The organism is Novosphingobium jiangmenense (genome assembly GCF_015694345.1).
GTDB lineage: Bacteria > Pseudomonadota > Alphaproteobacteria > Sphingomonadales > Sphingomonadaceae > Novosphingobium > Novosphingobium jiangmenense.
Genome location: NZ_JADQDC010000008.1, coordinates 83,564 through 109,710 on the forward strand (window position 1 = coordinate 83,564; position 26,147 = coordinate 109,710).

At 64.5% G+C, this 26,147-nt stretch carries 23 protein-coding genes; 6 read left to right on the plus strand and 17 right to left on the minus strand.

Going from position 1 to position 26,147, the window contains the following annotated elements:
• Positions 1-4: 4 nt before the first annotated feature.
• The 11 genes from eda to ccoN form a co-directional block, all read right to left on the minus strand.
• Positions 5-619 carry a bifunctional 4-hydroxy-2-oxoglutarate aldolase/2-dehydro-3-deoxy-phosphogluconate aldolase gene (gene eda, locus I2488_RS12545; RefSeq protein ID WP_196276156.1) on the minus strand — a complete coding sequence of 205 codons (615 nt, stop codon included), beginning with the start codon at positions 617-619 and terminating at the stop codon, positions 5-7.
• 125 nt (positions 620-744) lie between these two features.
• Positions 745-2,079, minus strand: a complete 1,335-nt coding sequence (gene hemN, locus I2488_RS12550) for an oxygen-independent coproporphyrinogen III oxidase (protein WP_196276262.1) — start codon at positions 2,077-2,079, stop codon at positions 745-747.
• Positions 2,080-2,083: 4 nt separating this feature from the next.
• Positions 2,084-2,350 (minus strand): hypothetical protein, encoded by a 267-nt coding sequence (locus I2488_RS12555; RefSeq protein ID WP_196276157.1) that lies wholly within the window; start codon positions 2,348-2,350, stop codon positions 2,084-2,086.
• Positions 2,347-2,496 carry a cbb3-type cytochrome oxidase assembly protein CcoS gene (ccoS, locus tag I2488_RS12560; protein ID WP_196276158.1) on the minus strand — a complete coding sequence of 50 codons (150 nt, stop codon included), beginning with the start codon at positions 2,494-2,496 and terminating at the stop codon, positions 2,347-2,349. The genes I2488_RS12555 and ccoS overlap by 4 nt, the downstream gene beginning before the upstream one ends.
• Positions 2,493-4,616: a heavy metal translocating P-type ATPase gene (locus tag I2488_RS12565; protein ID WP_343071063.1), complete on the minus strand. Its 2,124-nt coding sequence runs from the start codon at positions 4,614-4,616 to the stop codon at positions 2,493-2,495. Before I2488_RS12565 ends, ccoS begins: the two co-directional genes overlap by 4 nt.
• Positions 4,613-5,083 (minus strand): FixH family protein, encoded by a 471-nt coding sequence (locus I2488_RS12570; protein ID WP_196276159.1) that lies wholly within the window; start codon positions 5,081-5,083, stop codon positions 4,613-4,615. Before I2488_RS12570 ends, I2488_RS12565 begins: the two co-directional genes overlap by 4 nt.
• Entirely contained in the window at positions 5,080-6,597 is a 1,518-nt protein-coding gene (ccoG, locus tag I2488_RS12575) for a cytochrome c oxidase accessory protein CcoG (RefSeq protein ID WP_196276160.1), read from the minus strand. The genes I2488_RS12570 and ccoG overlap by 4 nt, the downstream gene beginning before the upstream one ends.
• Before the next feature lie 23 nt (positions 6,598-6,620).
• The gene (ccoP, locus tag I2488_RS12580; RefSeq protein WP_196276161.1) at positions 6,621-7,544 is read right to left on the minus strand and encodes a cytochrome-c oxidase, cbb3-type subunit III; all 924 of its coding nucleotides are present in this window, start codon (positions 7,542-7,544) and stop codon (positions 6,621-6,623) included.
• On the minus strand, positions 7,537-7,707 hold the full coding sequence (locus tag I2488_RS12585) for a cbb3-type cytochrome c oxidase subunit 3 (RefSeq protein WP_196276162.1): 171 nt from the start codon (positions 7,705-7,707) through the stop codon (positions 7,537-7,539). Before I2488_RS12585 ends, ccoP begins: the two co-directional genes overlap by 8 nt.
• Positions 7,704-8,453, minus strand: coding sequence for a cytochrome-c oxidase, cbb3-type subunit II (gene ccoO / locus I2488_RS12590; RefSeq protein WP_196276163.1), 750 nt, complete (start codon positions 8,451-8,453; stop codon positions 7,704-7,706). Before ccoO ends, I2488_RS12585 begins: the two co-directional genes overlap by 4 nt.
• A 24-nt stretch (positions 8,454-8,477) precedes the next feature.
• Entirely contained in the window at positions 8,478-10,124 is a 1,647-nt protein-coding gene (ccoN, locus tag I2488_RS12595; RefSeq protein ID WP_196276164.1) for a cytochrome-c oxidase, cbb3-type subunit I, read from the minus strand.
• A gap of 235 nt (positions 10,125-10,359) precedes the next feature.
• Between ccoN and I2488_RS12600 the strand changes: the two genes are divergently transcribed.
• Positions 10,360-11,046 (plus strand): OmpW/AlkL family protein, encoded by a 687-nt coding sequence (locus I2488_RS12600; RefSeq protein WP_196276165.1) that lies wholly within the window; start codon positions 10,360-10,362, stop codon positions 11,044-11,046.
• A 312-nt stretch (positions 11,047-11,358) separates the two neighbouring features.
• Positions 11,359-13,779 (plus strand): TonB-dependent receptor, encoded by a 2,421-nt coding sequence (locus I2488_RS12605; protein WP_196276166.1) that lies wholly within the window; start codon positions 11,359-11,361, stop codon positions 13,777-13,779.
• A gap of 78 nt (positions 13,780-13,857) precedes the next feature.
• On the opposite strand, the gene I2488_RS12610 is transcribed toward I2488_RS12605, so the two are convergent.
• The 3 genes from I2488_RS12610 to I2488_RS12620 form a co-directional block, all read right to left on the minus strand.
• Entirely contained in the window at positions 13,858-14,553 is a 696-nt protein-coding gene (locus I2488_RS12610; protein ID WP_196276167.1) for a Crp/Fnr family transcriptional regulator, read from the minus strand.
• A 255-nt stretch (positions 14,554-14,808) separates the two neighbouring features.
• Positions 14,809-15,297 carry a flavin reductase family protein gene (locus tag I2488_RS12615; RefSeq protein ID WP_196276168.1) on the minus strand — a complete coding sequence of 163 codons (489 nt, stop codon included), beginning with the start codon at positions 15,295-15,297 and terminating at the stop codon, positions 14,809-14,811.
• A gap of 59 nt (positions 15,298-15,356) precedes the next feature.
• Entirely contained in the window at positions 15,357-16,268 is a 912-nt protein-coding gene (locus I2488_RS12620) for a CmcJ/NvfI family oxidoreductase (RefSeq protein ID WP_196276169.1), read from the minus strand.
• A gap of 255 nt (positions 16,269-16,523) precedes the next feature.
• Here I2488_RS12620 and I2488_RS12625 point away from each other — a divergent pair, with 255 nt between their 5' ends.
• Together I2488_RS12625 and I2488_RS12630 are read left to right on the plus strand one after the other, a co-directional pair.
• On the plus strand, positions 16,524-18,296 hold the full coding sequence (locus I2488_RS12625; RefSeq protein ID WP_196276170.1) for a DEAD/DEAH box helicase: 1,773 nt from the start codon (positions 16,524-16,526) through the stop codon (positions 18,294-18,296).
• Positions 18,297-18,359: 63 nt separating this feature from the next.
• The gene (locus I2488_RS12630; protein WP_196276171.1) at positions 18,360-18,632 is read left to right on the plus strand and encodes a hypothetical protein; all 273 of its coding nucleotides are present in this window, start codon (positions 18,360-18,362) and stop codon (positions 18,630-18,632) included.
• A gap of 6 nt (positions 18,633-18,638) precedes the next feature.
• Here I2488_RS12630 and lepA read toward each other — a convergent pair whose 3' ends face one another.
• Positions 18,639-20,456 (minus strand): translation elongation factor 4, encoded by a 1,818-nt coding sequence (gene lepA, locus I2488_RS12635; RefSeq protein WP_196276172.1) that lies wholly within the window; start codon positions 20,454-20,456, stop codon positions 18,639-18,641.
• Between the two features lie 299 nt (positions 20,457-20,755).
• Between lepA and I2488_RS12640 the strand changes: the two genes are divergently transcribed.
• Positions 20,756-22,210, plus strand: a complete 1,455-nt coding sequence (locus I2488_RS12640) for a porin (protein WP_196276173.1) — start codon at positions 20,756-20,758, stop codon at positions 22,208-22,210.
• A 6-nt stretch (positions 22,211-22,216) separates the two neighbouring features.
• On the opposite strand, the gene I2488_RS12645 is transcribed toward I2488_RS12640, so the two are convergent.
• Complete coding sequence (locus I2488_RS12645; protein ID WP_196276174.1) at positions 22,217-23,344, minus strand: hypothetical protein; 1,128 nt, start codon at positions 23,342-23,344, stop codon at positions 22,217-22,219.
• A gap of 253 nt (positions 23,345-23,597) precedes the next feature.
• Here I2488_RS12645 and I2488_RS12650 point away from each other — a divergent pair, with 253 nt between their 5' ends.
• Positions 23,598-23,972, plus strand: a complete 375-nt coding sequence (locus I2488_RS12650; RefSeq protein WP_196276175.1) for a glycine zipper 2TM domain-containing protein — start codon at positions 23,598-23,600, stop codon at positions 23,970-23,972.
• Between the two features lie 51 nt (positions 23,973-24,023).
• Here the strand turns inward: I2488_RS12650 and I2488_RS12655 are convergent, their stop codons facing one another.
• Positions 24,024-26,072, minus strand: a complete 2,049-nt coding sequence (locus tag I2488_RS12655; protein WP_196276176.1) for a S46 family peptidase — start codon at positions 26,070-26,072, stop codon at positions 24,024-24,026.
• Positions 26,073-26,147: the final 75 nt, after the last annotated feature.

Sequence of the window (26,147 nt, forward strand, 5' to 3'; positions counted from 1 at the left end):
TTCGTTACTTCCCCAAAGCCGAGGCTTCGCGCGCTGCGGCTTCGATCGCTGCTTCATCGGGCGTGCCTTTGCCGACCACCCAGCTGCCACCGACGCACAGGACCGGGTCGAAACCCAGCCACTCGGGCGCGGTGGCGGCGGTAATGCCGCCGGTCGGGCAGAACTTGCAGGTGTGGAACGGCGCCGCGAGTGCCTTGAGCGCCGGGAGACCGCCGGAGGTCGAGGCAGGGAAGAACTTGAAGTGCGTCAGGCCAAGGTCGAGACCGCGCATGATATCGCCTGCCGAGGCGATGCCCGGCAGGAACGGGATGCCTGAAGCCACGGCAGCCTTGCCGAGATTATCGGTGAGGCCGGGCGAGACGATGAATTCGGCGCCGGCGTCAATCGCGGCCTTGAGTTCGTCCGGATTGGTGACGGTGCCCGCGCCGACGATGGCACCTTCGACGCCCTTCATCGCGTGGATGACGTCAAGCGCGGCGGGTGTGCGCAGGGTGACCTCGAGAACGCGCAACCCGCCCTTTACGAGCGCACGCGCGATGGGAAGCGCATGATCGACGTCCTCGACCACCAGGACCGGGATGACCGGCGCGGTGCGCATGATGGATTCGATCGGCTTCATGGCGTCTCCCCTGGCGCAAAACGGCTGCGCGCTTCATCTGGTGAAGCGGACTTAACGCGACTCAGCCGGATTGTGCACCTGCTAAGGGCAGGCGCATAGCTATTCTTGGGAAATGCGCCTTAGGGTCAGACGGCAGAGCTGAACTGTCGCTCACCGGTGCGATAGGCGTCGAAAACCGACGCGATGGAGCGGGCGTAGGGTTCGTTGCCAGACATGAGCGTTAGCGCGTTGCCTTCAAGCCGGGCGAGACCGCGGGCGATGAAGGGCTCAAGGCGGCTGCGGTTCATGGCCAGCAGGTCGGCGTCGATTTCTGCCCTGCCCCGGCACAGGAGATCGGTGATGATCCCGCCGCGTCGCCGGTCCTCGGCAGTGCGCACCACGCCCTTGCGCCCCGGCAACTGGTCCGCGCCGACCAGCATACGATAGCGACCGGCGTTCTTCTCGGTCTGGACATAGAGCTCGGGGAATTCACTGATCGAAGACGCGCCGAGGCCGATGAGGACTTCGGACTGGTCTTCGGTAAAGCCCTGGAAGTTGCGGCGCAGGGTGCCGGAGCGCGAAGCAATGGCCAGATCGTCATCCGGCAGGGCGAAGTGATCGAAGCCGACGGGCTGGTATCCGGCGCTGACGAGGCGTTCGTAGCCTTCGGCGGCCATGCGGAAGCGCGCCCGTTGGTCGGGCAATTCGCTGGCATCGATGCGCTGCTGGCGCGGGATCATGTGGGGCACGTGGGCATAGCCGAACAGGGCGAAGCGATCGGCGCCCATGGCAACCGATTGGTCGAGCGTTTCGGCAAGGATGTCGTCGTTCTGGAACGGCAGGCCGTACATGAGGTCGAAATTGATCGAATCGACCCCGGCCTGGCGCAAGCCTGCGACCGCGCGCTCGATATCGTCGCGGGGCTGGACGCGACCGATCGCCTGCTGGACGCGGGCATCGAGCGTCTGGACGCCGAGGCTCGCCTTGATCACGCCGATGCCGCGAATGGCCATGAACCAGCCGGGTTCGAGCGTGCGCGGGTCGAGTTCGATCGACAGGACCGGCTTTTCGAGGCGGAAGCTGAGGGTCAGCTTGTCGACCAGGCGGACGAAATCGGTGGGCTTGATCGCGTTGGGGCTGCCGCCGCCGAAGGCGATGCGCGAGACCTTCACGGAAGGGTGGAGCAGGCGCGAGACCAGATCGATCTCGTGATGCAGCGCTTCCATGTAGGCGGCGAGGCGCTGCGTCTTGTTGGCAGCGCCGGTGTTGCAGCCGCAGTACCAGCAGATCTCGCGGCAATAGGGGATGTGGAGATAGAGCGAGACGGTGCCGCGCAGCGCCTTGAGCGCCTCGCGCTGGCGGTCCTCGAAGCTTTCCTCGACGAATTCGGCGGCAGTGGGATAGCTGGTGTAGCGCGGCACCGGGCGTTCGAGCAGCTCGGGCCAATAGGTCCACTGGCCGAAGACTTCAGGCCCCGTCATCATGTCAGCAGCCATCGCCATCGCCTTCGCCTTCTCCGTCATCGCCATTGTCACAACAGCTATCGGCGCCGGCGCGCTTGCGCATTGAGATATGACAAATCTTGCAGCAGGGCAGATTCTTGCTGCCATCGTCCCTGGCGGGGATGCGGATCGGGATCGGTGCCCCGCTGCCGCCACAGGATGCGACCATCATCACGCTGGCATGGGCCGGTGCCGGCATGGCCATCTGCAGGACGGCCAGCGGCGCAAGCAGGCGCATGAGGCGGCTCATGGCTGGTCCTCTTCCTCGATCAGGATGCGCGCAGCAGCTCCATCGAGATCGCTGAACTGGCCGCGCTTCAAAGCCCAGAAGAAGGCGGCAAGGCCGAACAGGCCCATGCCGAGCGCGATGGGGAGCATGAAGGCGATGCCGTTCATTTGCTTTCTCCTGCAAGACGCAGCGAGTTGGCCACCACGATCAGCGAACTTGTCGACATGGCGACGGCAGCGATCAACGGCGTGACGTGGCCGAGGATGGCCAGTGGCACCGCCAGCACGTTGTAGCCGATGGCGAGGGCGAAGTTCTGGCGGACGACCTTCATGGTCGCGCGAGAGACGCGAATGGCGCGGGGGATGGCGAGCAGGGAGTCTCCGGTAAAGACCATGTCTGCCGCCTGACGTCCGACGTCGCTGGCCGAACCAGGCGCGATGGAGGCGTTGGCCGCGGCGAGCGCGGGGCCGTCATTCAGGCCATCGCCTGCCATCATGACCTTCCAGCCGACCCGCTGCAGGCGCTGGAGGGCTTCCTGCTTGTCTGCAGGAGAGGCGGCGGCCTGCGCGGTGAGACCGGTGGCGCGGGCGACGGCGGCGACAGCTGGCACCGAGTCTCCCGACAGGATCGAGGGATCGACGCCCAGGGCCTTCAACTGCTCCAGCGCTTCGGTCGCATCGGGACGCAGGCGGTCGGCAAAGGGGATGACGCGGACGGCATCGCCTTCGATGCGGAAGGCCGTGGCCATGCCCTGCGACGAGGCGGGGCGGCCCAGCGCGACTGCGAGGCCATTCCAGCGGGCGGTGATGCCCTGCCCTGCTTCTTCCTGCACGTCTTCGAGAGCGGCGGCGCGAACGCCGCGCGCGCCCAAGGCCTGGACGAGGCCGAGCGACAGGGGGTGGCGGCTGTGGCTGGCGAGCGCCATTGCAACCGACGCTTGTGCATCGGTCAGCGCGCCCAAGGCCACCTCGTCGGGAACGGGGCGACCGAGCGTGAGCGTGCCGGTCTTGTCGAGCAGGATGCGGTTGACTTCGGCCATGCGTTCGAGGGCGGAGCCGTCCTTGACCAGCACGCCGCGCTTGAGCAGCGCGCCTGCCGCGACGACTTGCGCCACCGGCACGGCAAGGCCGAGTGCGCAGGGGCAAGTGATGATCAGCACCGCGATGGCGATGACGAGCGACTGATAGACACCTGCCCCGGCGATCATCCATCCCGCGAAAGTCAGCGCGGCAAGGGTGTGAACGGCAGGGGCGTATAGTCGCGAGGCGCGGTCGGCGATGCGGACGAACTTCGAGCGCGACTGGCCTGCCGCCTCCATCAGCCGGGCAATTTCGGACAGGGCAGTGTCTTGCCCGATGGCGGTGACGCGGACGTCGACCGGAGCATCGACGTTGAGCGTGCCGGCGTGGACCAGCGTGCCGGGTGCGGCTTCTACGGGAGCGCTTTCGCCGGTCAGCAGCGACTGGTCGAAACGGGTGGTGCCGCGCAGGACTTCGCCGTCGGCGGCAAGGCGTTCGCCTGCAGCAACGCGCATGAGCATGCCGGGTTGCAGCGACTTCGTATCGAGCCAGCGGGTTGCGCCATCGGCCTCCACGACCATAGTGCCGGTGGCGACCTGCCGCAGCAGGGCATCGACGCCGGAGCGCGCGCGGTCACGCATCATGGCGTCGAGCACGCGGCCTGCCAGCAGGAACATCAGCAGCATCAGCACGCCGTCGAACCAAGCCTCGGTGCCGCCGGTCAGGGTTTCGTAGAAGGACAGGCCGGTGGCGATGGTCACGCCGATGGAGATCGGCACGTCCATGTTGGTCTTGCCATGACGCAGGACCTTCCACGCCGAGGCGAAGAACGGGCGACCGGCGTAGACGATGGCGGGAACGCCGATCATCGCCGAGACCCAGTGGAACAGCGACCGCGTGGTGCCGTCTGCGCCGGACCAGACGCTGACCGACATCAGCATGACGTTCATGCAGGCAAAGGCCGCGACGCCGAGCGGGGCGAGCAGCGGCTTGACGGCCGAGACGGGCTCCGCCTCGATCTCGCGCGGCTGGGCGTCGAAGCCGGTGGCGGCGAGCGTGGCCACCAAGGTTGGCGTTTCAACCTGGGGAGCGTGGACCACTTCGACGGTGCGGGCGGTCAGGTTGGTCCGCGCACTGGTCACGCCATCGAGCGACGCAAGCGCGCGTTCGACTTTGCCCATGCAGCCGGCGCAATGCATCCCGGGCACGGCGAGCACGGTGTGGATCGCATCGTCAGGAACGGCGCGGAGCCGGGCGGGCGCGTTCACAGCACTTCGCCCACGGTGCGCCAGACCTTGCCCTCGGCCTCGACCGTGACCCGCAAACGCCAGCGACCGGCTTCGAGCGGCGCAGTGTAGATGCCCAGAGCAGTCTCATGGAGGATCAGGTCGGTCTCGGGACGCTGGCCAAGCGGGTGTTCGGCAACGGCGGTGACCTTGGCGGCAGCGATGGCACTGCCCTTGCTGTCGCGCAGGGTGATGGCCGCCCTGCCCTGCGCATCGCGAGCGATTTCGGCCTTCCAGCCGAGCGCCTGTTCGGCACTGGCTTCCTTGAGCCAGCCGTTGAACTGCTGGCTGGCAACGTAGGAATTCTCGACCACGACGCCGCCGAATGTCGACGAAGCCAGGCGCGCCATCAGGACGTTGACTGCGATGACGACGCCAAAAAAGCTGACGAGGATCAGGGTGATGTGCTTGCCCGTGAACGGGCGAGCGGTACGGCTGTGCTGGGTCATTCGCCGTGTCCTTCTGGAAGGGTGAAGTTGGTCTCGCTGCGATCCATGCCGCCTTCATCATCGGGCGCAGTCAGGACGAAGGCGAATTCGCCGTAGCCCCGTTCGCGATGCCCTTCGCCGTGTTCGCGGTGGCGTTCGCCACGTTCTTCGGGGCGCTGATCCACAACGTAGATTCGCAGGCGCTGCGTGGTATCGGCAGGGACGCGGAACGTGAGGTCGCGCTTGGCGGCGGCAGCGTCCATCTCGTCGGTGAACATGGCCGCGCCTTCGAGGCCTTCGAGAGCGACGCGGAAAGTGCGCGGGCGCTCTTCCATGTTGCGCAGCTTGATCGTGTAGGCATTGCGGACCGTGCCGTCCGACAGCATCACGAATTCAGGGTTGCGGTCCTTGGCGACCGAGATGTCGAGCCGGGCACGCTGGCCGAGCATGAACAGCATGGCTGCACCGATCGCCGACCATACGCCGAGGTAGATCAGCGTGCGCGGGCGGAAGATGGTCTTGAGGACCGGGGTCGATTCCTCGCCCTTCTTCTCCTTCTCGGCATCGACCAGCGTGCAGTAGTCGATCAGGCCACGTGGGCGGCCGACGTCGGCCATGGCCTTGTCGCAGGCGTCGATGCAGAGGGCGCAAGTGATGCAGCCGATCTGCGGTCCTTCGCGAATGTCGATGCCGGTGGGGCAGACCGCGACGCACTGCATGCAGTCGATGCAATCGCCCAGCGGAGTGGCCGCCTTGACCGCGCTCTTGACCGAGCCGCGCGGTTCGCCGCGCCAGTCCTTGTAGGTGACGATCAGGCTCTTCTCGTCGAGCATCGCAGTCTGGATGCGCGGCCAGGGGCACATGTAGACGCAGACCTGCTCGCGCATGAAGCCGCCGAAGATGAACGTGGTCATCGTCAGGATGAAGGTGGTGCCATAGGCGACCGGATCGGCAGCGCCGGTCCAGAAGTCGTACTGCAACGTCGGCGCGTCGGCGAAGTAGAAGATCCACGCGCCGCCGGTGGCGAAGCTGATCAAGAGGTAGATCGTCCACTTGAGCGCGCGCTTGCCGATCTTCGATGCGGTCCACGGTGCCTTCTGCAGGCGCAGCTGGGCGTTGCGGTCACCGTCGATAAGGCGGTCAACGTGCTGGAACAGGTCGGTCCACACCGTCTGCGGGCAGGCATAGCCGCACCAGGCGCGCCCGACCGCCGAGGTTACGAGGAACAGGCCGATGCCCGCCATGATCAGCAGGCCGGCCACGAAGTAGAATTCGTGCGGCCAGATTTCGATGTCGAACATGAAGAACCGGCGGTGCGCCAGATCGATCAGCACCGCCTGGTTCGGGGCATAGGGGCCGCGGTCCCAGCGGATCCACGGCGTGCCCCAGTAGATGCCCAGGCACACGATCATGACCAGCCACTTGAAGCGGCGGAATGGTCCGTTGATGGCCTTCGGGAAAACGCCTTTCCGCTTTTCGTAGAGGCCGATTTCGTTCGAGTGGTCCGCGCTGAGTTTGGGATCGTGCGCAGTCATGACCGTGTTGTCCTGTCTTCGGGTTATTTGGCGGCAGCAGGGGCTGCAGCAGCTTCGGGAGCGGCAGGAGCAGGTGCTTCCTCGCCGCCACCCAGCGAGTGGACGTAAGTTGCCAGCATCTTGACCGTGACCGGATCGAGACGCGCGCCCCACGCAGGCATCACGCCGTAGCGGGCATTGGTCACCGTCTGGGTCAGCGCCTTGCGGTCACCGCCGTAGAGCCAGATCGCGTCGGCGAGCTTGGGCGCCCCCACGGCGCGGCTCCCTTCGCCATTGGCACCGTGGCAGGCCACGCAGTTGGCGGCGAAGATTTCCGCACCGCGCTGCGAGGAGCCGCTCGGCTTTTCCTGGCCGCTGATCACGCGGACGTGGCTGACCACGTCCTGCACCTGCGCCGGAGTCAGGATGCCATCGCGCCCGAAAGCCGGCATCTGGCTCATGCGGGTGGCGTCGTCGCCGGGCTGTCGCACGCCGTGCATCAGGGTCTGGTGGATCGTGGCGACATCGCCGCCCCACAGCCAGTCATCGTCGTTAAGGTTGGGATAGCCGGCGCTGCCAGCTGCACCATTGCCGTGGCACTGGATGCAGTTGACCTTGAACGCGGCGCGGCCACCGTCGATCGCGGCGCGGCGCAGGCGGGGATCGGCGGCGATCTGTTCGATCGACGCCTTGTCGAGCTCGGCCATGAGACCGGCCTTGCGGGCGGCTTCGGCCTTCATCTCCTGATCGAGCTGGCCACGGCTGGTCCAGCCGAAGGTGCCTGCCGTTGCCTTGTCGATCATCGGCCAGGCCGGATAGACCACGCAATAGGCGATGGAGAACGCGATGCAGGCGTAGAAGCTCCACAGCCACCAGCGGGGCAGCGGATTGTTCAGTTCCTCGATGCCATCCCATTCGTGGCCGACGGTTTCGACGCCGGTTGCGTCGTCAATTCTCTGATTAGACATCGTCTTCGTCCTTGAAGATCGAGTTCGCGACTTCGCGGTTCAGCGGCTTGGCGCCGGGACGGAATGGCCAGAGGCACAGCCCCAGGAAAATTCCGGTCATGACCACGAGACCCCAGCTGTCAGCGAGGTGCCGCAGCATGTCGTAGGTGGAGTGGGTGCTCATCGCCCCTTCTCCTTCGCGAGCTTCTCCTGCGCCGCCGGAGCGTTCACATCGACCAGCGTGCCGAGCATCTGGAGATAGGCGACGAGCGCGTCCATCTCGGTCAGACGGGTCGGATCGCCGTCGAAGTCACGCGCCTGCGCCTTGGGGTAGCGCTTGAGCAGATCGCTGGCGTCGGCATTCGGGTCGGCCTGGGTCTTGAGGTCCTCGTTGGCCTTCTCGATGTCGGTCTTCGAATAGGGCACGCCGACCTGGTAGAGCGTGCGCAGTTCGGCCGTCATGTCGCCCGGGTTGAGGTCATGCTCGGCAAGGTGCGCGTAGGTCGGCATGATCGATTCCGGCACCACGGCGCGCGGATCTTTCAGGTGCTGGACGTGCCATTCGTCGGAGTAGCGATTGCCGACGCGGGCAAGGTCCGGCCCGGTACGCTTCGAGCCCCACTGGAACGGATGGTCGTACATCGATTCAGCGGCCAGACTGTAGTGGCCATAGCGTTCGACCTCGTCACGGAACGGACGGATCATCTGGCTGTGGCAGACATAGCAGCCCTCGCGGACATAGATGTCGCGTCCGGCCTGCTCGAGCGGGGTGTAGGGGCGCATGCCGTCCACCTTCTCGATCGTGTTGTCGATCCAGAACAGCGGGGCGATCTCGACGATGCCGCCCACAGTCACCGCAGCGAAGGCCGCGATGCCGAGGAGAGTCACGTTGCGCTCCAGTTTCTTGTGCTTTTCCACGATGGTGGTCATGGGATTTTCTCCGGATGCGTCTGATCAGGCCACGGCGGGCGCGGTGAGGATCGGACGGTCCTTTTCGGGATCGTAGGCGGCGTCGCTCATCGCGGCCTCGTCACGCTGGTGACCGAGGATCGTGCGCCAGACGTTGATCGTCATGATCACCGCCCCTGCCAGGTAGAGCAGGCCACCGAAAGCGCGCAGGAAGAACATCGGCTTCAGCGCGAGGACGGTTTCGGCAAAGCTGTTCACCAGATAGCCGTCAGCGCCGTATTCGCGCCACATAAGGCCCTGGGTGATGCCTGCCACCCACATCGAGGCGGCGTAGAACACGATGCCCACGGTCGCGAGCCAGAAGTGCCAGTTCACCATGCGCAAGCTGTACAGGCGCTCGCGGTTCCAGAGGCGCGGGACGAGGTAGTAGACTGCGGCGAAGGTGATCATGCCGTTCCAGCCGAGAGCGCCGGAGTGGACGTGGCCGATGGTCCAGTCGGTATAGTGCGACAGGCTGTTGACCGACTTGATCGACATCATCGGGCCTTCGAAGGTGCTCATGCCGTAGAAGGCGAGCGCCATGACCATCATGCGGATGATCGGATCGGTACGGACCTTGTCCCAGGCGCCGTTCAGCGTCATCAGGCCGTTGATCATGCCGCCCCAACTCGGCATCCACAGCATGACCGAGAAGACCATGCCCAGCGTCTGCGCCCAGTCGGGCAGCGCGGTGTAGTGGAGGTGGTGCGGACCTGCCCAGATGTAGAGGAAGATCAGCGCCCAGAAGTGGATGATCGACAGGCGGTAGGAATAGACCGGTCGCTCGGCCTGCTTCGGAACGAAGTAGTACATCATCGCCAGAAAGCCGGCGGTGAGGAAGAAGCCGACCGCGTTATGGCCGTACCACCACTGCACCAGCGCGCCCTGGACGCCTGCGAAGATCGGGTAGCTGCGGCTGCCGACGAAGCTCACCGGCCAGTTCAGGTTGTTGACTATGTGCAGCATCGCCACGGTGACGATGAACGACAGGTAGAACCAGTTGGCGACGTAGATGTGCGGTTCGGTGCGCTTGACGATCGTGCCGACGAAGACCGCGAGGTAGGCGACCCAGACGATGGTCAGCCACAGGTCGACGTACCATTCGGGCTCGGCGTATTCCTTGCCCTGCGTGATGCCGAGCAGGTAGCCGGTGGCGGCCAGCACGATGAACAGCTGGTATCCCCAGAACACGAAACGGGCGAGGCCGGGGAAGGCCAGCCTCGCCCGGCAAGTGCGCTGCACGACGTAGAACGACGTGGCGATCAGCGCGTTGCCTCCGAAAGCGAAGATGACCGCAGAAGTGTGCAGCGGGCGCAGGCGACCGAACGCGGTCCATTCCAGACCGAGGTTCAGTGCCGGCAGCGCCAGCTGCAGGGCAATGAACAGCCCTGCGAGGAACCCGGCCATGCCCCAGAAAACCGTCGCGATCACGCCCCAGCGGATCACGTCGTCGTCATAGCGGCCCTGGTCGGGGGCCATGATGGCCTTGGAGAGGTCGAGTCCGCGCAGCGTGACGACCAGCCCGATGATGCAGGCCAGTGCCACTAGCCCCATATGGATTGCGAAACCCGTGTCGACGGCTGCGGCGCAGGCGGCGACGGCGATAAGGAGCGCAACGAGCCAGAGGCCCGAGCGCGATAGTGCCGATTCCATGGAGCCTTCCCTTCCATGAGTGATGTGCATGTCGCGCTGCACCCACTGGCGGGAAGGAACATTGATCGGAGTCAAATCGCGCGAAATCAGCCTCATACTTTGGTCGTAGATGCCGATTTCGCATTTTTGAGTTTCGTCAATGTGCAGCGATTCGGTGCGGTGCATCAGGATGGACGAGCCGCGGAGGATCTGGGGCCAGCGAGGGGCTGGCCATCCGCGGTGCAGGACAAGACCGATGAAGAAGCTGATTACCGCAGCCCTGCCCGCCATGCTTGCAGCCGTTGCACTGGCACCCGCCCCCGCAATGGCGGGTTCGGCCGAGGGCAAGCTGCAGGTCAAGGTGCTCGGCACCGGCGTGCTGCCCGACGGCAAGATCGTCGCAGTAAAGAACGACCCGCTCGCCCTGACCACCGGCGCACAGACCAAGGCCAACGACAACTACGTCCCGACGCTGGCGGTGGAATACTTCCTCACCCCGAACGTCTCGGCCGAGACCATCTGCTGCTTCACCCAGCACCACGTCAGCGGCGTCGGCGCCCTCGCCCCCGCGACGAACATCGTCGATCACGTGCTGGTCCTGCCTGCCACGCTGACGCTGAAGTACCACCTGCCGCTCGGCAAGGGCATCAAGCCCTATGTCGGCGCCGGTCCGTCGCTGTTCCTGATCTTCGGCGAAAAGCCGGGTTCGAGCATCACCGGCCTGGGCGTGACCAAGGTCAAGATGTCGAACAATGTCGGCTTTGCACTGCAGGCAGGCGTCGACGTCGCGCTCAACGACAAGGGCCTCGGCCTGAGCATCGATGCCAAGAAGTACTTCCAGGATACCAACGCGCATTTCTACGCCGGGAACACGGAAGTCCTGACCACCAAGCACTCGCTTGACCCGTGGGTGCTGAGCGCAGGCGTCGCCTACCGCTTCTGACGAAATCCCCTTCCCGTCCGGCACCCCCCACGCGTGCCGGACCCGGGGACGGCGGGCAGGAAATCACGAGGTTCTGGGATCGCCTCGCTGGTTTCCTGCCCGCCACTTTTTTGTTTGCATGACTTACGAATCCGCATGTTTCGGGGGGTTACAACCCTGTTGCGCCGCAGCCACAGGTGTGGCCGAATAGCGGGAACTTCCCCAAAGCCTGATTGCGCCGAGCCGTTGCCCTGGCGCATGGGAACTGCAGCGCTTGTCAACGAACAGGTTGCCAGTGCAACTACAATTGCGCCATTTTGGGAGGATACAACAATGGCTAACCCAGCCCGCATTCGCAGGATTCTGCTCTCGTCGGTCGCCTCGCTGGTGATCGCGACCCCCGCCCTCGCCCAATCCGCCGATGATGCCCAGGCCGAAGACGCCGGCACCGGCAACGAGATCGTCGTGACCGCCACCAAGCGCGCGCAGACGATTCAGGAAGTGCCGTTCTCGGTCAACGCCCAGACCGCTGCCGACATCGAGAAGACCGGCGCCACCTCGATCGAGGACATCTCGCGCTCGGTCGCCGGCCTCACCGTCCAGAACCTCGGGCCCGGCCAGAGCCAGGTCTCGGTACGCGGCGTTTCCGCAGGCCAGATCGTCCGCGACCAGCCGGGCGTGAAGGAACAGGTCGGCATCTATCTCGACGAATCCGTCACCTCGCTGTCGCTGTTCACGCCGGACTTCGACCTGTTCGACCTCAACCGCGTCGAAACGCTGCGCGGCCCGCAGGGCACGCTGTTCGGTTCGGGTTCAGTCGGCGGCACCGTCCGCTACATCACCAACCAGCCGAAGCTTGGCGCAACCGAGGGCCAGGTCGCGGCTGACGTCAACGTGCTCGACGGCGGCGATGTCGGCTATTCGGCCAAGGGCGCGGTCAACGTGCCGCTGGGCGAAAACGCCGCGCTGCGCGTGGTCGGCTATGGCGAGCACTTCGCCGGCTTCATCAACGCGGTTGGCCCGGCTGCCGGCAAGAACATCAACGATGGCGAGCGCTACGGCGTGCGCGCCGCGATGCTGTTCGAGCCCGTCGCTGGCGTGAAGATCACCCCGCGCATCGTCTATCAGGACATCAAGACCAACGGCTTCAACCGCGCCGACGTCTACAATCTCTACCAGAGCCCGCTGGCTGGCGCCGCTCCGCTGCCGGAGAACACGCAGTACCTGAAGCTGCGCGAAGGCTTCCGCGACAAGACCACTCTTGCTGACCTGACGATCACCGCCCCGATCGCTGACACGATCGACGTGACCAGCGTGACCACCTACATCCACCGCGACATCCTCGTCAGCCGCGATGCCTCGGCGCTGACCGGTTCGGTATCGGTCTCGCCGTTCATCACCGCACTTGGCGCGGCTCCGGCGCTCGGCAACCTGCCGTCGAACCTTAAGGACGCCACCAAGCTCAAGACCTGGACGCAGGAACTGCGCCTCGCCTCGTCTGACAAGGGTCCGTTCCAGTGGGTGATCGGTGGCTTCTACAGCAAGATCGACCGCAAGTATGCCCAGCGCCTGCCCACCCCGGGCTATGACGCGCTGGTTGACGCAGCGCTCGGCGCAGGGGCATCGGCGGGTGCCGCCAACGGCTTCCCGCTGAACTCGCCGTACAACGCCGATATTCCTTATGACATCGAGCAGTTCGCCGCATTCGGCGAAGCCAGCTACAAGACCGGTGATTTCAAGCTCACCGCCGGTGGCCGCTACTACGATTTCAAGGAATCGCGCGACTTCATCTCGGGCGGCGTCTTCGCCAACGGTGACCGCAACATCGGCGACAAGACCAAGAGCAACGGCTTCAACCCGCGCTTCATCGTCAGCTACCAGCCGAGCCGCGACCTTTCGGTCAATATCCAGGCCTCCAAGGGCTTCCGCCTTGGCGGCGTGAACGATCCGCTGAACATTCCGCTCTGCTCGGGCGGTGCGAACGGCCCGGATGCGCAGACCTACGGCAACCGTCCGAACTACAAGGACGAGAGCCTGTGGAACTACGAAGCGGGCGTGAAGCTCGCCAGCGGCCCGGTGACCTTCAATGCGGCGGCGTTCTACAACGACATCCGCAACCTTCAGGTCACCGCCGACGCCGGCAGCTGCTCCTCGCGCGTCGTCTTCAACGTGCCCAAGGCGCACACCGCGGGCGTGGAAGTCGAAATGGGTGCCGACCTCGGCATGGGCTTCTCGCTGGCGGTCAACGGATCGGTGATCGAATCGAAGTTCGACAGCGACGTGCGTGATGCAAGCGGCACGATCATTGCGGGCATCCGTGACGGCAACCGCCTGCCCACAGTGCCGAAGTTCCAGATGTCGGCCACCGCGGGCTACACCACGGAAGTCTCGAACGGCCTCGACTTCTCGGCCAACGCCAGCTTCCAGCACGTCGGCAACCGCTTCACCCAGCCTTCTGACCAGGAAGCAGGTGCGGGTACGTTCAGCAACTCGATCTTCTTCAATCCGACCACGCTGGCCAATGGCACCGGAGCCTACAGCTTCGGTTCCTACCAGCTGCCCAGCTACAACCTCGTCAACATCTCGGCGGGGCTGAACTGGGAGAACGGGCTGTCGGTGCTGGTCTATGCCAACAACCTGTTCAACGAAACGCCGCTGCTCTCGCTCGACCGCGAACGCGGTGGCCGTGCCCGCCTCGGCTACAACGTCGGCACGCCGCGCAAAATCGGCATGACCGTACGCAAATCGTTCTGATCCTGCGGGATCGGACAGCAAAAAGGCCGGTCCCCTCGGGGGCCGGCCTTTTTCATTGTCTGAATGACAGGTGCTGCTTCAGCCAGCGAGAGCAACCAGCGCGCCGCGGTTGAGGATCTCGACCTCGCGCCGGGAAGGCAGCTCGATCACGCCGTCGTTTTTGAGCTTGGTGAACTGACGGCTGACGGTCTCGATGGTGAGGCCCAGAACATCGGCCACCTGCTGGCGCGAAAACGGCAGCGAAAAGCGCCTGGCCGGTCCGAACGCAGGCGTGCAACCGGTTTCCGCCAGCCGGTCGGACATCTCGAGCAGGAACGTCGCGATCTTTTCGGACGCGTTCTTGCGGCCGAGCAGCATCATCCACGACCGGGTGCGGTCAAGCTCTGCCAGGGTGCGTTCGAGCAGCTTGTGCTCGAGTTCGGGATGCTCACGCGCGAAGCGGTCAAAATCGTTGCGCGAGAACACGCAGACGCGGGCATCTGTCAGCGCAACGACGCTGGCGCTGCTGGTCTGGCCGAAGGGGCGACCGATGAAATCGGAAGGGTAGGCCACGCCGACGATCTGCTCGCGACCGTCCTCGGTGCTTGTGGTGAGTTTGAGCACGCCCTCGATCACGTTGGCGACGAGCAGCGAGTCGTCGTCTTCCCAGATCAGAGGTTCGCCCGCAGTCACCGTACGGCGGCGCCCGATGGAATTGAGCGTTTCGATCTCGCGATTGTCGAGTCCGGCGCAGATGGCTCGATTGCGAACGACGCATGTATCACAAGAAGACATGGCGCTTCGTTATCATTCCGGACCTTTTCGTTCAATTGGCGAAAAGATTTGGCGACAGGACTGTCCGTACCGGAAAAAAATGGGGCGGGCCGGAAAGCCGGACCGCCCGAGTTGGGGAGAAATCGCCGAAGCGGGCGGTGGGCCGGTGGGGGGCTTGCTTCCCGCTTCGTCGAAATCAGAACTAGGCGTAAGGCCGCGCACCCGCGTTGACGGATGTCAAAAACGCAAACATTTTTTAGGGTCAGCGCGGTTAGATCAAAGACCGGGCAGTTGCGTCACGTCGTGATACTGGCCGCGGAAGAACAGGAGCGGGGTCCCCTCCTCGCGCCGGTCCAGCGCTTCGACCGCGCCGACAACCAGATAGTGATCGCCGATGTCCTCGACCCGATCCACCGTGCAATCGATCCACGCAATCGCATCTTCCAGCAGCGGCATGCCCGAGGGCGTGTGATCGTGCGCCAGTTCGGCGAACTTGTCCTCGGCCCGCGCCGCAAAGCGCTTGCACAGCCCGAGCTGGTCGGCGCCGAGCACGTTCACGCAGAAGCGTCCAGTCTCCGCGATCTTCGGCCAGGTGCTGGAGCGCTTGTCGGGGAAGAAGCCCACCAGCGGCGGATCGAGCGAGATCGAACTGAACGATCCGACCACCAGCCCATGGCGGGTTCCATTGGCTTCGACCGAGGTGATGACGCAGACACCGGTCGGCCAGGTGCCCAGAACGTTACGGAAATGGCGGGGATCGATCATGCGCGCCTGCCTGTCTGCAAAACCGGCAAGCGTCAAGCGGCCCTCGGGGGAATACGCCTTTACTCGAAGAAGGCGATGCAGCGCACTTCGATGCTTTCGCGAATCTTCGCTTCGGGCAGGCTGGTGTCGTGGAACGCCGTATGCGGGCAGCGCCAGGTCACCGAATGGTCGCTGTCCTGGAACTTGAACAGCAGCACGTCATCGGCCTGCATGTTCGAGAAGTACCACCAGCGATGGCGATCGCGATGGCGGAAGATCGTCGCCGCGATCATCTGGTCCTCGCCCTCGACCGGCGCGGTCAGGGCATCGCCTACAGGGAATTCGTCGACCACGAACAGCGTGTTCGAAGCGGTTTCCTCGTCGCTGACCGTGCGCCCGTCGCAGACGGCCAGCGGCCAGTCCTGCGGCCCGGGCGAGAACGTGCGCCACAGCGAGAAGCAGATGTAGCGGCTGTAGCCGGGGCCGTCGGGAAACCGGTCGGCATAGACCCGCGCCGCCGCGCGTCGGCCGGTGATCTCGTTGTAGTCGACATGCGCCTCGCCAGCCGGGGGCTGGATGCCGCCCGAATGCTGATAACCTTCGACCTTCTCCTTCGCCCGCTCTGACAGGTCCGCCGAAGTCCGGATCATCCAGCCTTGCGCGGCGGTTCGAGTGGCACCGGAAAGCCGGGTAACCAGTGCTTCGACCTCCTGCAGATAGGCCGCATCGACCGCCGGCTTGTCGTGGAAGTCGGCAATGGCCGAGCGATGCTTGCCCAGCACGAATCCGTGCACGTCGAGCGAGAAGCGATCGCGGATCAGCATCCCGTCGCGCACTTCGCAGGGATAGTCGAAATAGTCGCCGGTGTTCATCTCCGCGCCTTGCGAGACATAGCGCCGGGTGACGTAATCGCCCTCGCCCAGATAGCGGATCAGCGCGGGTGCGCGGCGGACGGATTCCTCAAGCGATTCAAGCTGCGCGGCGTCTGTCATCACCCTCTCCAACGGCGTCGATTATCGTTGGGAGCACCTTCCCATATGTTAGTATGCCTAATCAAGTACCGCATTTGAAAAGAAATGCGAGCCAAACCGACAAAAGCCGTGTAGGGGCCGCCGCACAGGTATCGCCGTGCACTGTGTGGGAACGGGCTGAGGCGATTCGTGCCGGGGAAATCACCCGGCCACCCAGCCGATATTGGCCCAACACTACTGCAATGTCGCTTCGGCGGCAGGAATGGCGATTTGATAATGTCTTTTGAACACCTCCCCAGCCCGCTCGCGCAGGCTCTCGCAGCGCATGGCTACTCCGCGCTGACGCCGGTTCAGGCTGCGGTGACCGAGCCCGAAGCAGCGGGCCGTGACCTTGTCGTCTCGGCGCAGACCGGATCGGGCAAGACCGTGGCGTTCGGCCTGGCCATGGCGCCCGAACTGATCGGCGACGAAAGCGCCCTGCCCTTCGCCACCGCACCGCTCGCTCTGGTGATCGCGCCCACTCGCGAACTCGCGCTGCAGGTCAGCCGGGAACTGCAGTGGCTTTATGCGCCGACCCACGCGCGCATCGCCACCTGCGTCGGCGGCATGGACCCGTCGCGCGAACGTCGCACGCTGCAGGGCGGCGCGCATATCGTCGTCGGCACGCCGGGACGCCTGCGCGATCACCTCGAACGCGGCGCGCTCGACCTTACGGCGCTGGCCTGCGTCGTGCTCGACGAAGCCGACGAAATGCTCGACATGGGCTTCCGCGAGGATCTCGAGGAACTGCTCGACGCCACGCCTGAAAACCGCCGCACCCTGCTTTTCTCGGCAACGATGCCCAAGCCGATCGAGGCTCTGGCCCGGCGCTACCAGAAGAACTCGCTGCGCATCTCCACCGTTGGCGAGAACCGCGGTCATGGCGATATTGCCTATCGCGCCGTCGCCGTTGCCCCGGCAGAGATCGAAGCCGCCGTCGTCAACCTGCTGCGCTTCCACGAAGCCGAAACCGCGATGCTGTTCTGCGCGACGCGCGACAACGTCCGCCGCCTCCACGCCACGCTGGTCGAACGCGGCTTCACTGCCGTCGCGCTATCGGGCGAGCACAGCCAGTCCGAGCGCAACAATGCGCTGCAGGCCCTGCGCGACCGCCGCGCCCGCGTCTGCGTTGCCACCGACGTCGCTGCGCGCGGCATTGACCTTCCCAGCCTGAGCCTCGTCGTCCACGTCGAGATCCCCCGCGATGCCGAGACGCTGCAGCACCGCTCGGGCCGCACCGGTCGCGCCGGCAAGAAGGGCACCGCCGTGCTCATCGTGCCGTTCCCGCGCCGCCGCCGCGTAGAAATGATGCTGCGCGGCGCCAAGGTGAACGCCGAGTGGGTCGATGTGCCGACTCCCGAAGCGATCCGCGCGCAAGACCGCGAGCGCCTGCTCGAAACGATCCTCGCACCGGTCGAGCCTGACGAAGCCGATCTCGACATCGCGCGCACCCTGCTCGAACAGCGCAGCGCCGAGGAACTCGCCGCAGCCCTCGTCCGCGCCCACCGCGCAGCATTGCCGCAGCCGGAAGAGCTCCTTTCGAGTTCGGATGAAGGCCGCAAGCAAGCTGCGCATCGCCCCGGCTTTGACGATGTGGTCTGGTTCCGCATGGACGTGGGCCGTCGCCAGAACGCCGACCCGCGCTGGATCCTGCCGACGTTGTGCCGACGTGGTCACGTCTCGCGTCAGGAGATCGGCGCGATCCGCATTGCGCCGAACGACACGTGGTTCCAGGTCCCCCGCGCCATTGCCGATCGCTTTGCCGAAGCTGTACGCCGCACCGCCGACCCCAAGGGCGAAGACGAGAACGGCATCCACATCGAAGCCGCGCCTGACGGCCCGCGCGAAATGGCGCGCGATAACCGTCGCACCGGCAATGACGGCCCGCGCAAATTCCAGCGCAATGATGGTCCTCGCGGCGAAGACCATCGTGGCCCGCGTCGCCCTCACCCGGCCGGCCAGCGCCCCCAGGGCAAGCCGCATCGCAAGGGCCCAGCCCAACCACGCTGATCAAACCGGCGGAACGAAATCAGCGGCTCCGGCTTGGACTACCGTTCAAGCCGGAGTTTCACCATGTCCCAGATGCCCAAGCCTGCCACCTTCCGCCTGCTCGGCGCGCTGGCCCTGCCCTTCGCGTTGATGATCGGCGCGTGCGATGCCGCCGACAAGCCGACGCAGCCGATGGACGCGAAGGACGTACCCGAGAACCAGGGCATGGGCGGTGCCTACGACGGCAACCCCACCGGCACGCCATCTGGCACAGGCGCGGACACAGCCGTCAACGCCCCAGCCGAGGATCGCTCCGCGGCTGACGGCACAACGCCCATGCAAACGCAGCAGCAGTGAGGCGGCTTATTCCTCGCCCATGCGCAGCGCGGCGATGAAGGCTTCCTGCGGGATCGAGACGTTGCCGTACTCGCGCATGCGGGCCTTGCCCTTCTTCTGCTTTTCCAGAAGCTTCTTCTTGCGGGTGATGTCACCGCCATAGCACTTGGCAGTAACGTCCTTGCGCATGGCGGCAATCGTCTCGCGCGCGACGACCTTGCCGCCGATGGCCGCCTGGACCGGAATCTTGAACAGGTGGCGCGGGATGAGGTCCTTCAGCCGCTCGCACATGTGCCGCCCGCGCGCTTCGGCGGCGCTGCGGTGCACGATCATCGACAGCGCATCGACCGGCTCGTTATTGACGAGAATGCTCATCTTCACGAGGTCACCCTCGCGCAACCCGATCTGCTCGTAGTCGAAGCTCGCATAACCACGGCTGATCGACTTGAGGCGGTCATAGAAGTCGAACACCACTTCGTTGAGCGGCAGTTCGTAGGTCACCTGCGCGCGCCCGCCGACATAGGTCAGCCCGGTCTGCACGCCACGCCGGTCCTGGCACAGCTTGAGCACCGAACCGAGGTACTCGTCGGGCGTGTAGATGGTGCCCTTGATCCACGGCTCGTCGATCTGCTCGATGCGGCTGGGATCGGGATAATCGGCCGGATTGTGCAGCAGGATCTCGCGCGCATCGTCGTTGCGGCTGGCGCGCAACTGGATGCGGTAAACCACTGAAGGTGCAGTGGTAATCAGGTCGAGATCGTATTCGCGGCTGAGCCGTTCCTGAATGATCTCGAGGTGCAGCAATCCGAGGAAGCCGCAACGGAAACCGAAGCCCAATGCTGCGCTCGATTCCATTTCGAAGCTGAAAGAGGCGTCGTTCAAACGCAGCTTGGCGATGCTCTCGCGCAGCTTCTCGAACTCGGCGGCATCGACCGGGAAGATGCCGCAGAACACCACCGGCTGCACTTCCTTGAAGCCCGGCAGCGCTTCCTTGGCGCCCTGCTTTACCGTAGTGATGGTGTCACCAACGCGGGCCTGCGCCACTTCCTTGATCTGCGCCGTGATGAAGCCGATTTCGCCCGGGCCGAGTTCGTCGAGCGTCTCGATCTTCGGGCGCATGCAGCCCACGCGGTCGATCAGGTGCTCGGTCCCGCCGGCCATGAACTTGACCTGCAGTCCCTTCTTGATCACGCCATCGATCACGCGGACGAGGATGACCACGCCGAGGTACGGATCGTACCACGAGTCCACCAGCATAGCCTTGAGCGGCGCGGTACGGTCGCCCTTCGGCGGCGGAATGCGCTCGACCACGGCATCGAGCACTTCTTCGATGCCGATGCCGGACTTGGCGCTGGTCATCACCGCATTGCTGGCGTCGAGGCCGATGACGTCCTCGATCTCGGCCTTGACCTTTTCCGGCTCGGCGGCGGGCAGATCGATCTTGTTGATTACCGGCACAATCTCATGGTCGTGCTCGATCGACTGGTAGACATTGGCCAGCGTCTGCGCTTCCACACCTTGTGCCGCGTCGACCACCAGCAGCGCGCCTTCGCACGCGGCAAGGCTGCGGCTGACTTCATAGGCGAAGTCGACGTGGCCGGGCGTGTCCATCAGGTTGAGCTGGTAGGTCTTGCCGTCCTTGCCCTTGTAATCGAGGCGCACGGTCTGCGCCTTGATGGTGATGCCGCGCTCCTTCTCGATGTCCATGTTGTCGAGCACCTGCTCGGACATCTCGCGTTCGGAAAGGCCGCCGGTATACTGGATCAGACGATCCGCCAGCGTCGACTTGCCGTGGTCGATATGGGCAATGATGGAGAAATTGCGGATCAGCGAAAGGTCGGTCATGTCGGTCTTTGAATGAAGCGGTGCGGCGTGCACCGCAGCGCCGTTAGCAGGCCTGACCGTGCGAGTCACGATGGCCCGACGGTCCACGGCCAAATCGCCGCCAGCAACAATTCTTTACAATAAGATGACGCCGGTTTGACAACCGCTTCACATGTTGCCGGAACGCCGATTTTCCTTTTTTTACAGGGTTTTGCCCTGTTCTCGACCACCCTGGCCGCCTGAGAACTGGTAATTTCACTGTCACAAACCCGTCATTTTACGCACCTAGCCCGCCAGCAACATTCTGACGGAGGCAATCGGTGGCGGGTAACAGGGCGTTCAGGGCGGCATTGGTAGCAAGCGTGTTCGTGTCTGTTCCGCAGATTGCGGCAGCGGCAGAAGATCAGGACGCGAAGATCGCAGATCTTCAGCGTCAGGTCGATGAACTCAAAGCCATCGTCAAGGCGATGCAGGCAGCTCAGGCAGCGCCCCAGATGGCAACTGCGGCGCCTGCGGCAGCGCCTGCGCCTGCGCCTGCATCAGCCACGCCCGCCTCGTCCGCTCCAGCGGCCGCTAAGCCAGTGGTCCTCGCCGCTGCCACGCCCGAGGCCAAGCCTGCCGAGAAGAAGAAGGCCTGGTACGAGAAGCTGCAGATCAGGGGCTATACCCAGCTTCGCGTCAACGAGATCGTCTCCGGCCCCAAGACTGCGCCAGCCGGCGTCTCGCGCCTGCGCTCGGTGCAGGACAGCGGGATCAATGAGAACGGCAACTTCTCGATCCGGCGCGCCCGTCTCGTCGTGCAGGGCGACATCTCCAACCGCGTTTCGCTCTATATGCAGGGCGACTTGTCCGCCGCGGTCAACAACCAGTCCGGCACCGAACCGCGCCAGAACTTCTTCCAGATGCGCGATGCCTATGCCGACGTGTTCCTCGACAAGAAGAAGACGCTCAAGCTCCGCCTCGGCCAGTCCAAGGTGCCGTTCGGGTGGGAGAACCTGCAAAGCTCGGGCAACCGCATTCCGCTCGACCGTACCGATGCGATCAACGCGCCGGTTCCGGGCGAGCGCGACATCGGCGCGGTGCTCTATTACACCCCGCCCAAGGTGCAGAAGATCTGGGACGAGCTGAACCACGAAGGCCAGAAGCTGTTCGGCAATTACGGCGCCTTCGCTGTTGGCGTCTACAACGGCCAGGGCACGAACCGCATCGAACGCAGCGGCGGGTTGATGACTGTTGCCATGGGAACGATGCCGTTCCGCTTGGACGGCATCGGCCTTGATGGCCAGGTCGCCGAATTCGGCTTTACCGCCATGCGCAACCAGGTGCGCCCGGAAGTCCGCTCCGGTGGCGTCTCCACGCTCGCCTACGATGACAACCACGTCAGCGTTCACGGCATGATCTATCCGCGTCCGTTCGGCATCCAGTCGGAATGGACCTTCGGAACGGGTCCGCAATGGGATGCGGCAACGTCGTCGATCAAGTCGAAGCGGGCGACTGGCGGCTATGTCATGGCGATGTATCGCATGCCCGAGACGCCGGTCGGCCAGATCATCCCGTTTGCCCGCTGGCAGAAGTATCGCGGCGGCTGGAAGGGCGCGACCAACGCCCCCCGGCTCGAGACCGACGAATATGAAGTCGGCGTCGAATGGCTGCCGATGAAGGAGCTGGAGGTGACGCTTAACTACGCCAACGTCACCCGCAACGAAGCCGACGAGCGGCGGACCGGCCGCGCCAAGGGCGACCTGATCCGCGCGCAAGTGCAGTGGAACTACTGACCGACGTCAACGGGCAGTAATGGAACTCGCAAGGCGGAAAGTCCCTTGCGCGGTTGCGCCATTGACATAGCGCACACGGTAAAGGGTTGCGGAGGTGAACGCGCCCGTCAGGCGCACCGAAAGCTGTTGTGAAGTACCAGCACCTACCGCGATCGATGAAACTGCCTGATAGGTCGCACCAGTGTCGAGCGACTGGTCAACGAACAGCGTGCCTGCAACGTCGGCAAAGGCCACGGCGTTGAAGAAGCAGTACTGGCTCCCTGAACTCTGGCGGCCGGTGCCCGTAAAGGTAGCGGACGCGGCCAGCGATGCGACACTGTCGGTGAACCCGAGGTTGGTATTGACCGTTCCGGTTACTGCGACGTTCCCGATCGAGGCACCACCGCCGGCGAGCGAGGTTCCCATAACGTTGAGCGGCCTGCGCTTGAGCGTGAGAACGATCGCGACCGTACCGGTCCCGAGTGTGGACACGCGCGCACGCACCTGCGCAGCACTGCTGGCAAACGCGAACATGCCTCCGGTGGTGGACGTGGTGGACGGAGAAGTGGTCGCCCCGTTGGCTGCGATGACCGGCAAGGCGGCCCAGTTCACGCCATCGTTGGACTGCTCGTAGCTAACCGTATTGCCGGTTCCGCCCGAAGTTACGTGGAACGCACCACCGCCGAACCCCGCGAGCGAGCTGGAAACCACCGTGGTTGCGGTGTTCACGCTGCCCTGAACGGTAAGCCCATCCGCCACGTCGTCGACAAACACGTTTCCGATGTGGGCCGAACTGGCGGGGAGCGGGCTGGCCGTAACCGGCAAGGGAGCAGTGGCGCTGACCTGAAGCGACGAGCCATCGGGCTGGCGGAAGGCGAGATTGCCGGGCGAGACCGGAAGTGGGACGGCAGCACTCACGGGCTGTGCAGAGCCATCGGCCTGGCGGAAAGTGATCGTGCCCGGAGACACCGGCAGCGGTGCAGTGGCGCTGACGGGCTGCTGTGAACCGTCGGCAAGCGCGAAGGCAACAGCGCCGCTGGTCACCGGCAGCGGCTTGTCGATGGCGACGACTTCGGCCGATCCATCGGGCTTGGCATAGGCCACGGCATTGACGGTGGTGTAGCGTGCAGGGAAGCTGATCTCGGGATTGGGCATCGACGTCTCCATTCACATGCGGAACAATCGACGCAAGCAGATAACCAAATTGGTTCTTGTAGGAAAATGGATTCGTCATGGCGGTTACCAACAAGCCGCCACCACTCGTCGCCCTTCTGTCCCGCTTCGTCGCTTTCGCTGGCAGGAACCGCGCCGTTAATCCGGCGTTGTGGATCGCCTGCCGATGATAGCGGTTGTCGCAGCAACCCGGCTTGCCGGTCTGCAGCAATGTTTCTGATTACGGGAGCATCCCATGAAGAAGACCATCCTCGCCGCCACTCTTGCGGCCGTTGCCCTTCCCGCCGCGCCGGTACTGGCCGATCCGCCGCACTGGGCTCCTGCCCACGGCTATCGCGCCAAGCACGACCGGATCTACGACAGTCGCGGTCGCTACATCGAACCGCGCCGCATCACCAGCCGCGACCGCGTCTGGCGCGGCGACGACGGTCGTTACTACTGCCGTCGGAGCAACGGCACGACCGGCCTGATCATCGGCGCTGCCGGTGGCGCTTTGCTCGGCCGCGCAATCGACACCCGTGGTGACCGCGCGCTCGGCACCATCCTCGGCGCTGCCGGTGGTGCCCTGCTCGGCCGCGAGATCGAGCGCAGCGGCGGTCGCTGCCGCTAAGTCCACGGCGGTCTGAAAACACGAAGGGCGGCTCCACCGAGCCGCCCTTTTTCATTTACCGGTCAATTCCTTGAGCAGCGCCGGCGCAGGGTAGATCACCGAAAGCGCATGGCTGATTGCCGCCGTGCTGACCACGACCGTGCGGTTGACTTCGCCCTGATAGCCATAATTGCCGCCGATCGAGTGGATGTTCCCGTCAAACGCCGCGCCAATCACGCTACCGTCGCGGTCGATCACAGGCGAGCCCGAGTTGCCACCGATGATGTCGTTGGTAGTTACGAAATCGAATGGCAGCGACTTGTCGATCTTCGCTTCGTTGGCCGTGAACGCGCTCGCCAGATTGAACGGCTCGGCCCCGGTTGCTCGCTCGAATGCGCCGCCGATCGTCGTGACCGGAGCCACGTCCTGCCCGCGCTCCTTCCAGCCCTGCACCTTGCCGTAGCTGATGCGCAGCGTGAACGTGGCGTCGGGGTAAACGCTGTCGCCATAGGCCATGAAGCGCGCATCTGCCAAACGCGCTCCCGCCGCAGCCAGCGGTCCGGCATAGCGCTCGTCAACCAGCTTCTTGAGTTCGCGTTCGCGCGCATCGATCCTGCGGGCGTATTGGATCAGCGGGTCGGTCGAAGCCGCAATCGCCTTGCTTCCGCCCTCCCACAGTGCCTTGCGCACCGCCGGATCAGCCAGCGTCGTGCCACCGACAAGCCGCTCGGCCAGCGCCTCTGGTGACTCCTTGCCGAGCAGCAACTTTGTATCTGCATCGTCCGCCCCCAGATACTCCCGCGCCTTCGACAGGCTCCAAGCCAGCTCCAGTTGCTCCATCCATGGATAGACCGGCGCTTCATCAAGCAGTGTCTTGGCTGTCAGGTCGAGACTGCTGTCGCGGAACTCCGGCAGGCGGTCGGCGTTAGGCTTCTCCCGCTCCGCCGCGGCCTGCACCAGAGTCATGGCCTGCTCGATAAGTGTCGAGCGGGGCACGATAAAGCGCCAGGGGATATATACGTCGCGATAGGCCAGGACCGCTTTCGCCGTGTCCGCCCAAGGATCGCCAATCCCCGGCTTGCCCAGCGTCTTCGCCTTCAGATCCGCTTCGGCATCACCGAGCATCTTGAGAAAAGCCGGATCGTTCAAAGCCTTCTGCCGCCCGATATAGACCTTCAGGCTGTTCTCGATCCCAAACAGTTCGTCCGCCCCCTCACGCTTCTGCTGCGGACTCTTCTCCATCGCGGAAATCAGGCGGCCGCGCAGTTCGGACAGGATGGTCGTTGTGAGGGGAAGTCCAACTTCGCGCTGGAACGCGATCTGGTCCGACGTGAAGAGACGTTGCGTCGACCCCGGGTTGCCTACCACGAAAGTCGCTTCGCCTACCGTCGGCCCCCGAGAGTTCCATGAGAGATGGGTGGGAGTTGGAACTGGCTTGCCGTTCTCGTAGGCGCGCAGGAAAGCGGCATCGAGAGCGTAGCGCGGATAGTTGAAATTGTCCGGATCGCCGCCGAAGAATGCCGCCTGGAACTGCGGGGCCCACGCCAGCCGCACATCTGAATACTTGCGGTAGGTATAGAGCTTGTACTGCCCGCCGCCGAACAGAGTGACCACCTCGCAGCGGGTGGTCTTGTCGTCCTTGCAGCCGTCCTTCTCGATCCGCGCCACCTCGGCATCGCGCGCCTTGACCAGTGCCTCGCCGGTCGCAGAGCCGATCGCCGCCTTGACCCGCGCGGTCACGTCGGAGATTCCGGTGACGACCTCCGCCTGCTGCCCCGGGCACTTCAGTTCCTCCTCGCGCCGGGCTGGTACGAAGCCATCCTTGAGCAGGTCGCGCTGGTCGGTCGAATTGTCCTGCGCGCATTCGACAACACAGTGGTGGTTGGTCAAGATCAGGCCATCGGGTGAGACGAAGCTGGCCGAACAGCCCCCGGTAAGACGCACAGCCGCGGCCTGCACGCGCCGGAGCCATTTGGCATCGGGCGCCCAGCCATAGTCCTTCTGCATTTTCGCAGTCGGGAATGCATCGAAGGTCCACATGCCTTCGTCTGCCAATGCTTGCGAAGAATGAAGTGACAGCGCCAGCAGCGCGGCAGAGGCGGCGAGACGGAATTTGGCCATGACACCCAGTCCTGAAAGTTACATCTGCAATCGCATTGACCATGGCACGCGGTCGCATGGTTTTAAAGTGACAAT

What these genes read in the sequence shown, in the direction of transcription:
- eda (WP_196276156.1), bottom strand. Translation starts at nt 619, where the DNA reads ATGAAGCCGATCGAATCCATCATGCGCACCGCGCCGGTCATCCCGGTC.
- lepA (WP_196276172.1), bottom strand. Translation starts at nt 20,456, where the DNA reads ATGACCGACCTTTCGCTGATCCGCAATTTCTCCATCATTGCCCATATC.
- I2488_RS12645 (WP_196276174.1), bottom strand. Translation starts at nt 23,344, where the DNA reads ATGCCCAATCCCGAGATCAGCTTCCCTGCACGCTACACCACCGTCAAT.
- I2488_RS12625 (WP_196276170.1), top strand. Translation starts at nt 16,524, where the DNA reads ATGTCTTTTGAACACCTCCCCAGCCCGCTCGCGCAGGCTCTCGCAGCG.
- I2488_RS12605 (WP_196276166.1), top strand. Translation starts at nt 11,359, where the DNA reads ATGGCTAACCCAGCCCGCATTCGCAGGATTCTGCTCTCGTCGGTCGCC.
- ccoP (WP_196276161.1), bottom strand. Translation starts at nt 7,544, where the DNA reads ATGTCTAATCAGAGAATTGACGACGCAACCGGCGTCGAAACCGTCGGC.
- hemN (WP_196276262.1), bottom strand. Translation starts at nt 2,079, where the DNA reads ATGACGGGGCCTGAAGTCTTCGGCCAGTGGACCTATTGGCCCGAGCTG.
- I2488_RS12570 (WP_196276159.1), bottom strand. Translation starts at nt 5,083, where the DNA reads ATGACCCAGCACAGCCGTACCGCTCGCCCGTTCACGGGCAAGCACATC.
- I2488_RS12620 (WP_196276169.1), bottom strand. Translation starts at nt 16,268, where the DNA reads ATGACAGACGCCGCGCAGCTTGAATCGCTTGAGGAATCCGTCCGCCGC.
- I2488_RS12650 (WP_196276175.1), top strand. Translation starts at nt 23,598, where the DNA reads ATGAAGAAGACCATCCTCGCCGCCACTCTTGCGGCCGTTGCCCTTCCC.
- ccoN (WP_196276164.1), bottom strand. Translation starts at nt 10,124, where the DNA reads ATGGAATCGGCACTATCGCGCTCGGGCCTCTGGCTCGTTGCGCTCCTT.
- I2488_RS12585 (WP_196276162.1), bottom strand. Translation starts at nt 7,707, where the DNA reads ATGAGCACCCACTCCACCTACGACATGCTGCGGCACCTCGCTGACAGC.
- I2488_RS12655 (WP_196276176.1), bottom strand. Translation starts at nt 26,072, where the DNA reads ATGGCCAAATTCCGTCTCGCCGCCTCTGCCGCGCTGCTGGCGCTGTCA.
- ccoG (WP_196276160.1), bottom strand. Translation starts at nt 6,597, where the DNA reads ATGACTGCGCACGATCCCAAACTCAGCGCGGACCACTCGAACGAAATC.
- I2488_RS12610 (WP_196276167.1), bottom strand. Translation starts at nt 14,553, where the DNA reads ATGTCTTCTTGTGATACATGCGTCGTTCGCAATCGAGCCATCTGCGCC.
- ccoO (WP_196276163.1), bottom strand. Translation starts at nt 8,453, where the DNA reads ATGACCACCATCGTGGAAAAGCACAAGAAACTGGAGCGCAACGTGACT.
- I2488_RS12555 (WP_196276157.1), bottom strand. Translation starts at nt 2,350, where the DNA reads ATGAGCCGCCTCATGCGCCTGCTTGCGCCGCTGGCCGTCCTGCAGATG.
- I2488_RS12600 (WP_196276165.1), top strand. Translation starts at nt 10,360, where the DNA reads ATGAAGAAGCTGATTACCGCAGCCCTGCCCGCCATGCTTGCAGCCGTT.
- ccoS (WP_196276158.1), bottom strand. Translation starts at nt 2,496, where the DNA reads ATGAACGGCATCGCCTTCATGCTCCCCATCGCGCTCGGCATGGGCCTG.
- I2488_RS12630 (WP_196276171.1), top strand. Translation starts at nt 18,360, where the DNA reads ATGTCCCAGATGCCCAAGCCTGCCACCTTCCGCCTGCTCGGCGCGCTG.
- I2488_RS12615 (WP_196276168.1), bottom strand. Translation starts at nt 15,297, where the DNA reads ATGATCGATCCCCGCCATTTCCGTAACGTTCTGGGCACCTGGCCGACC.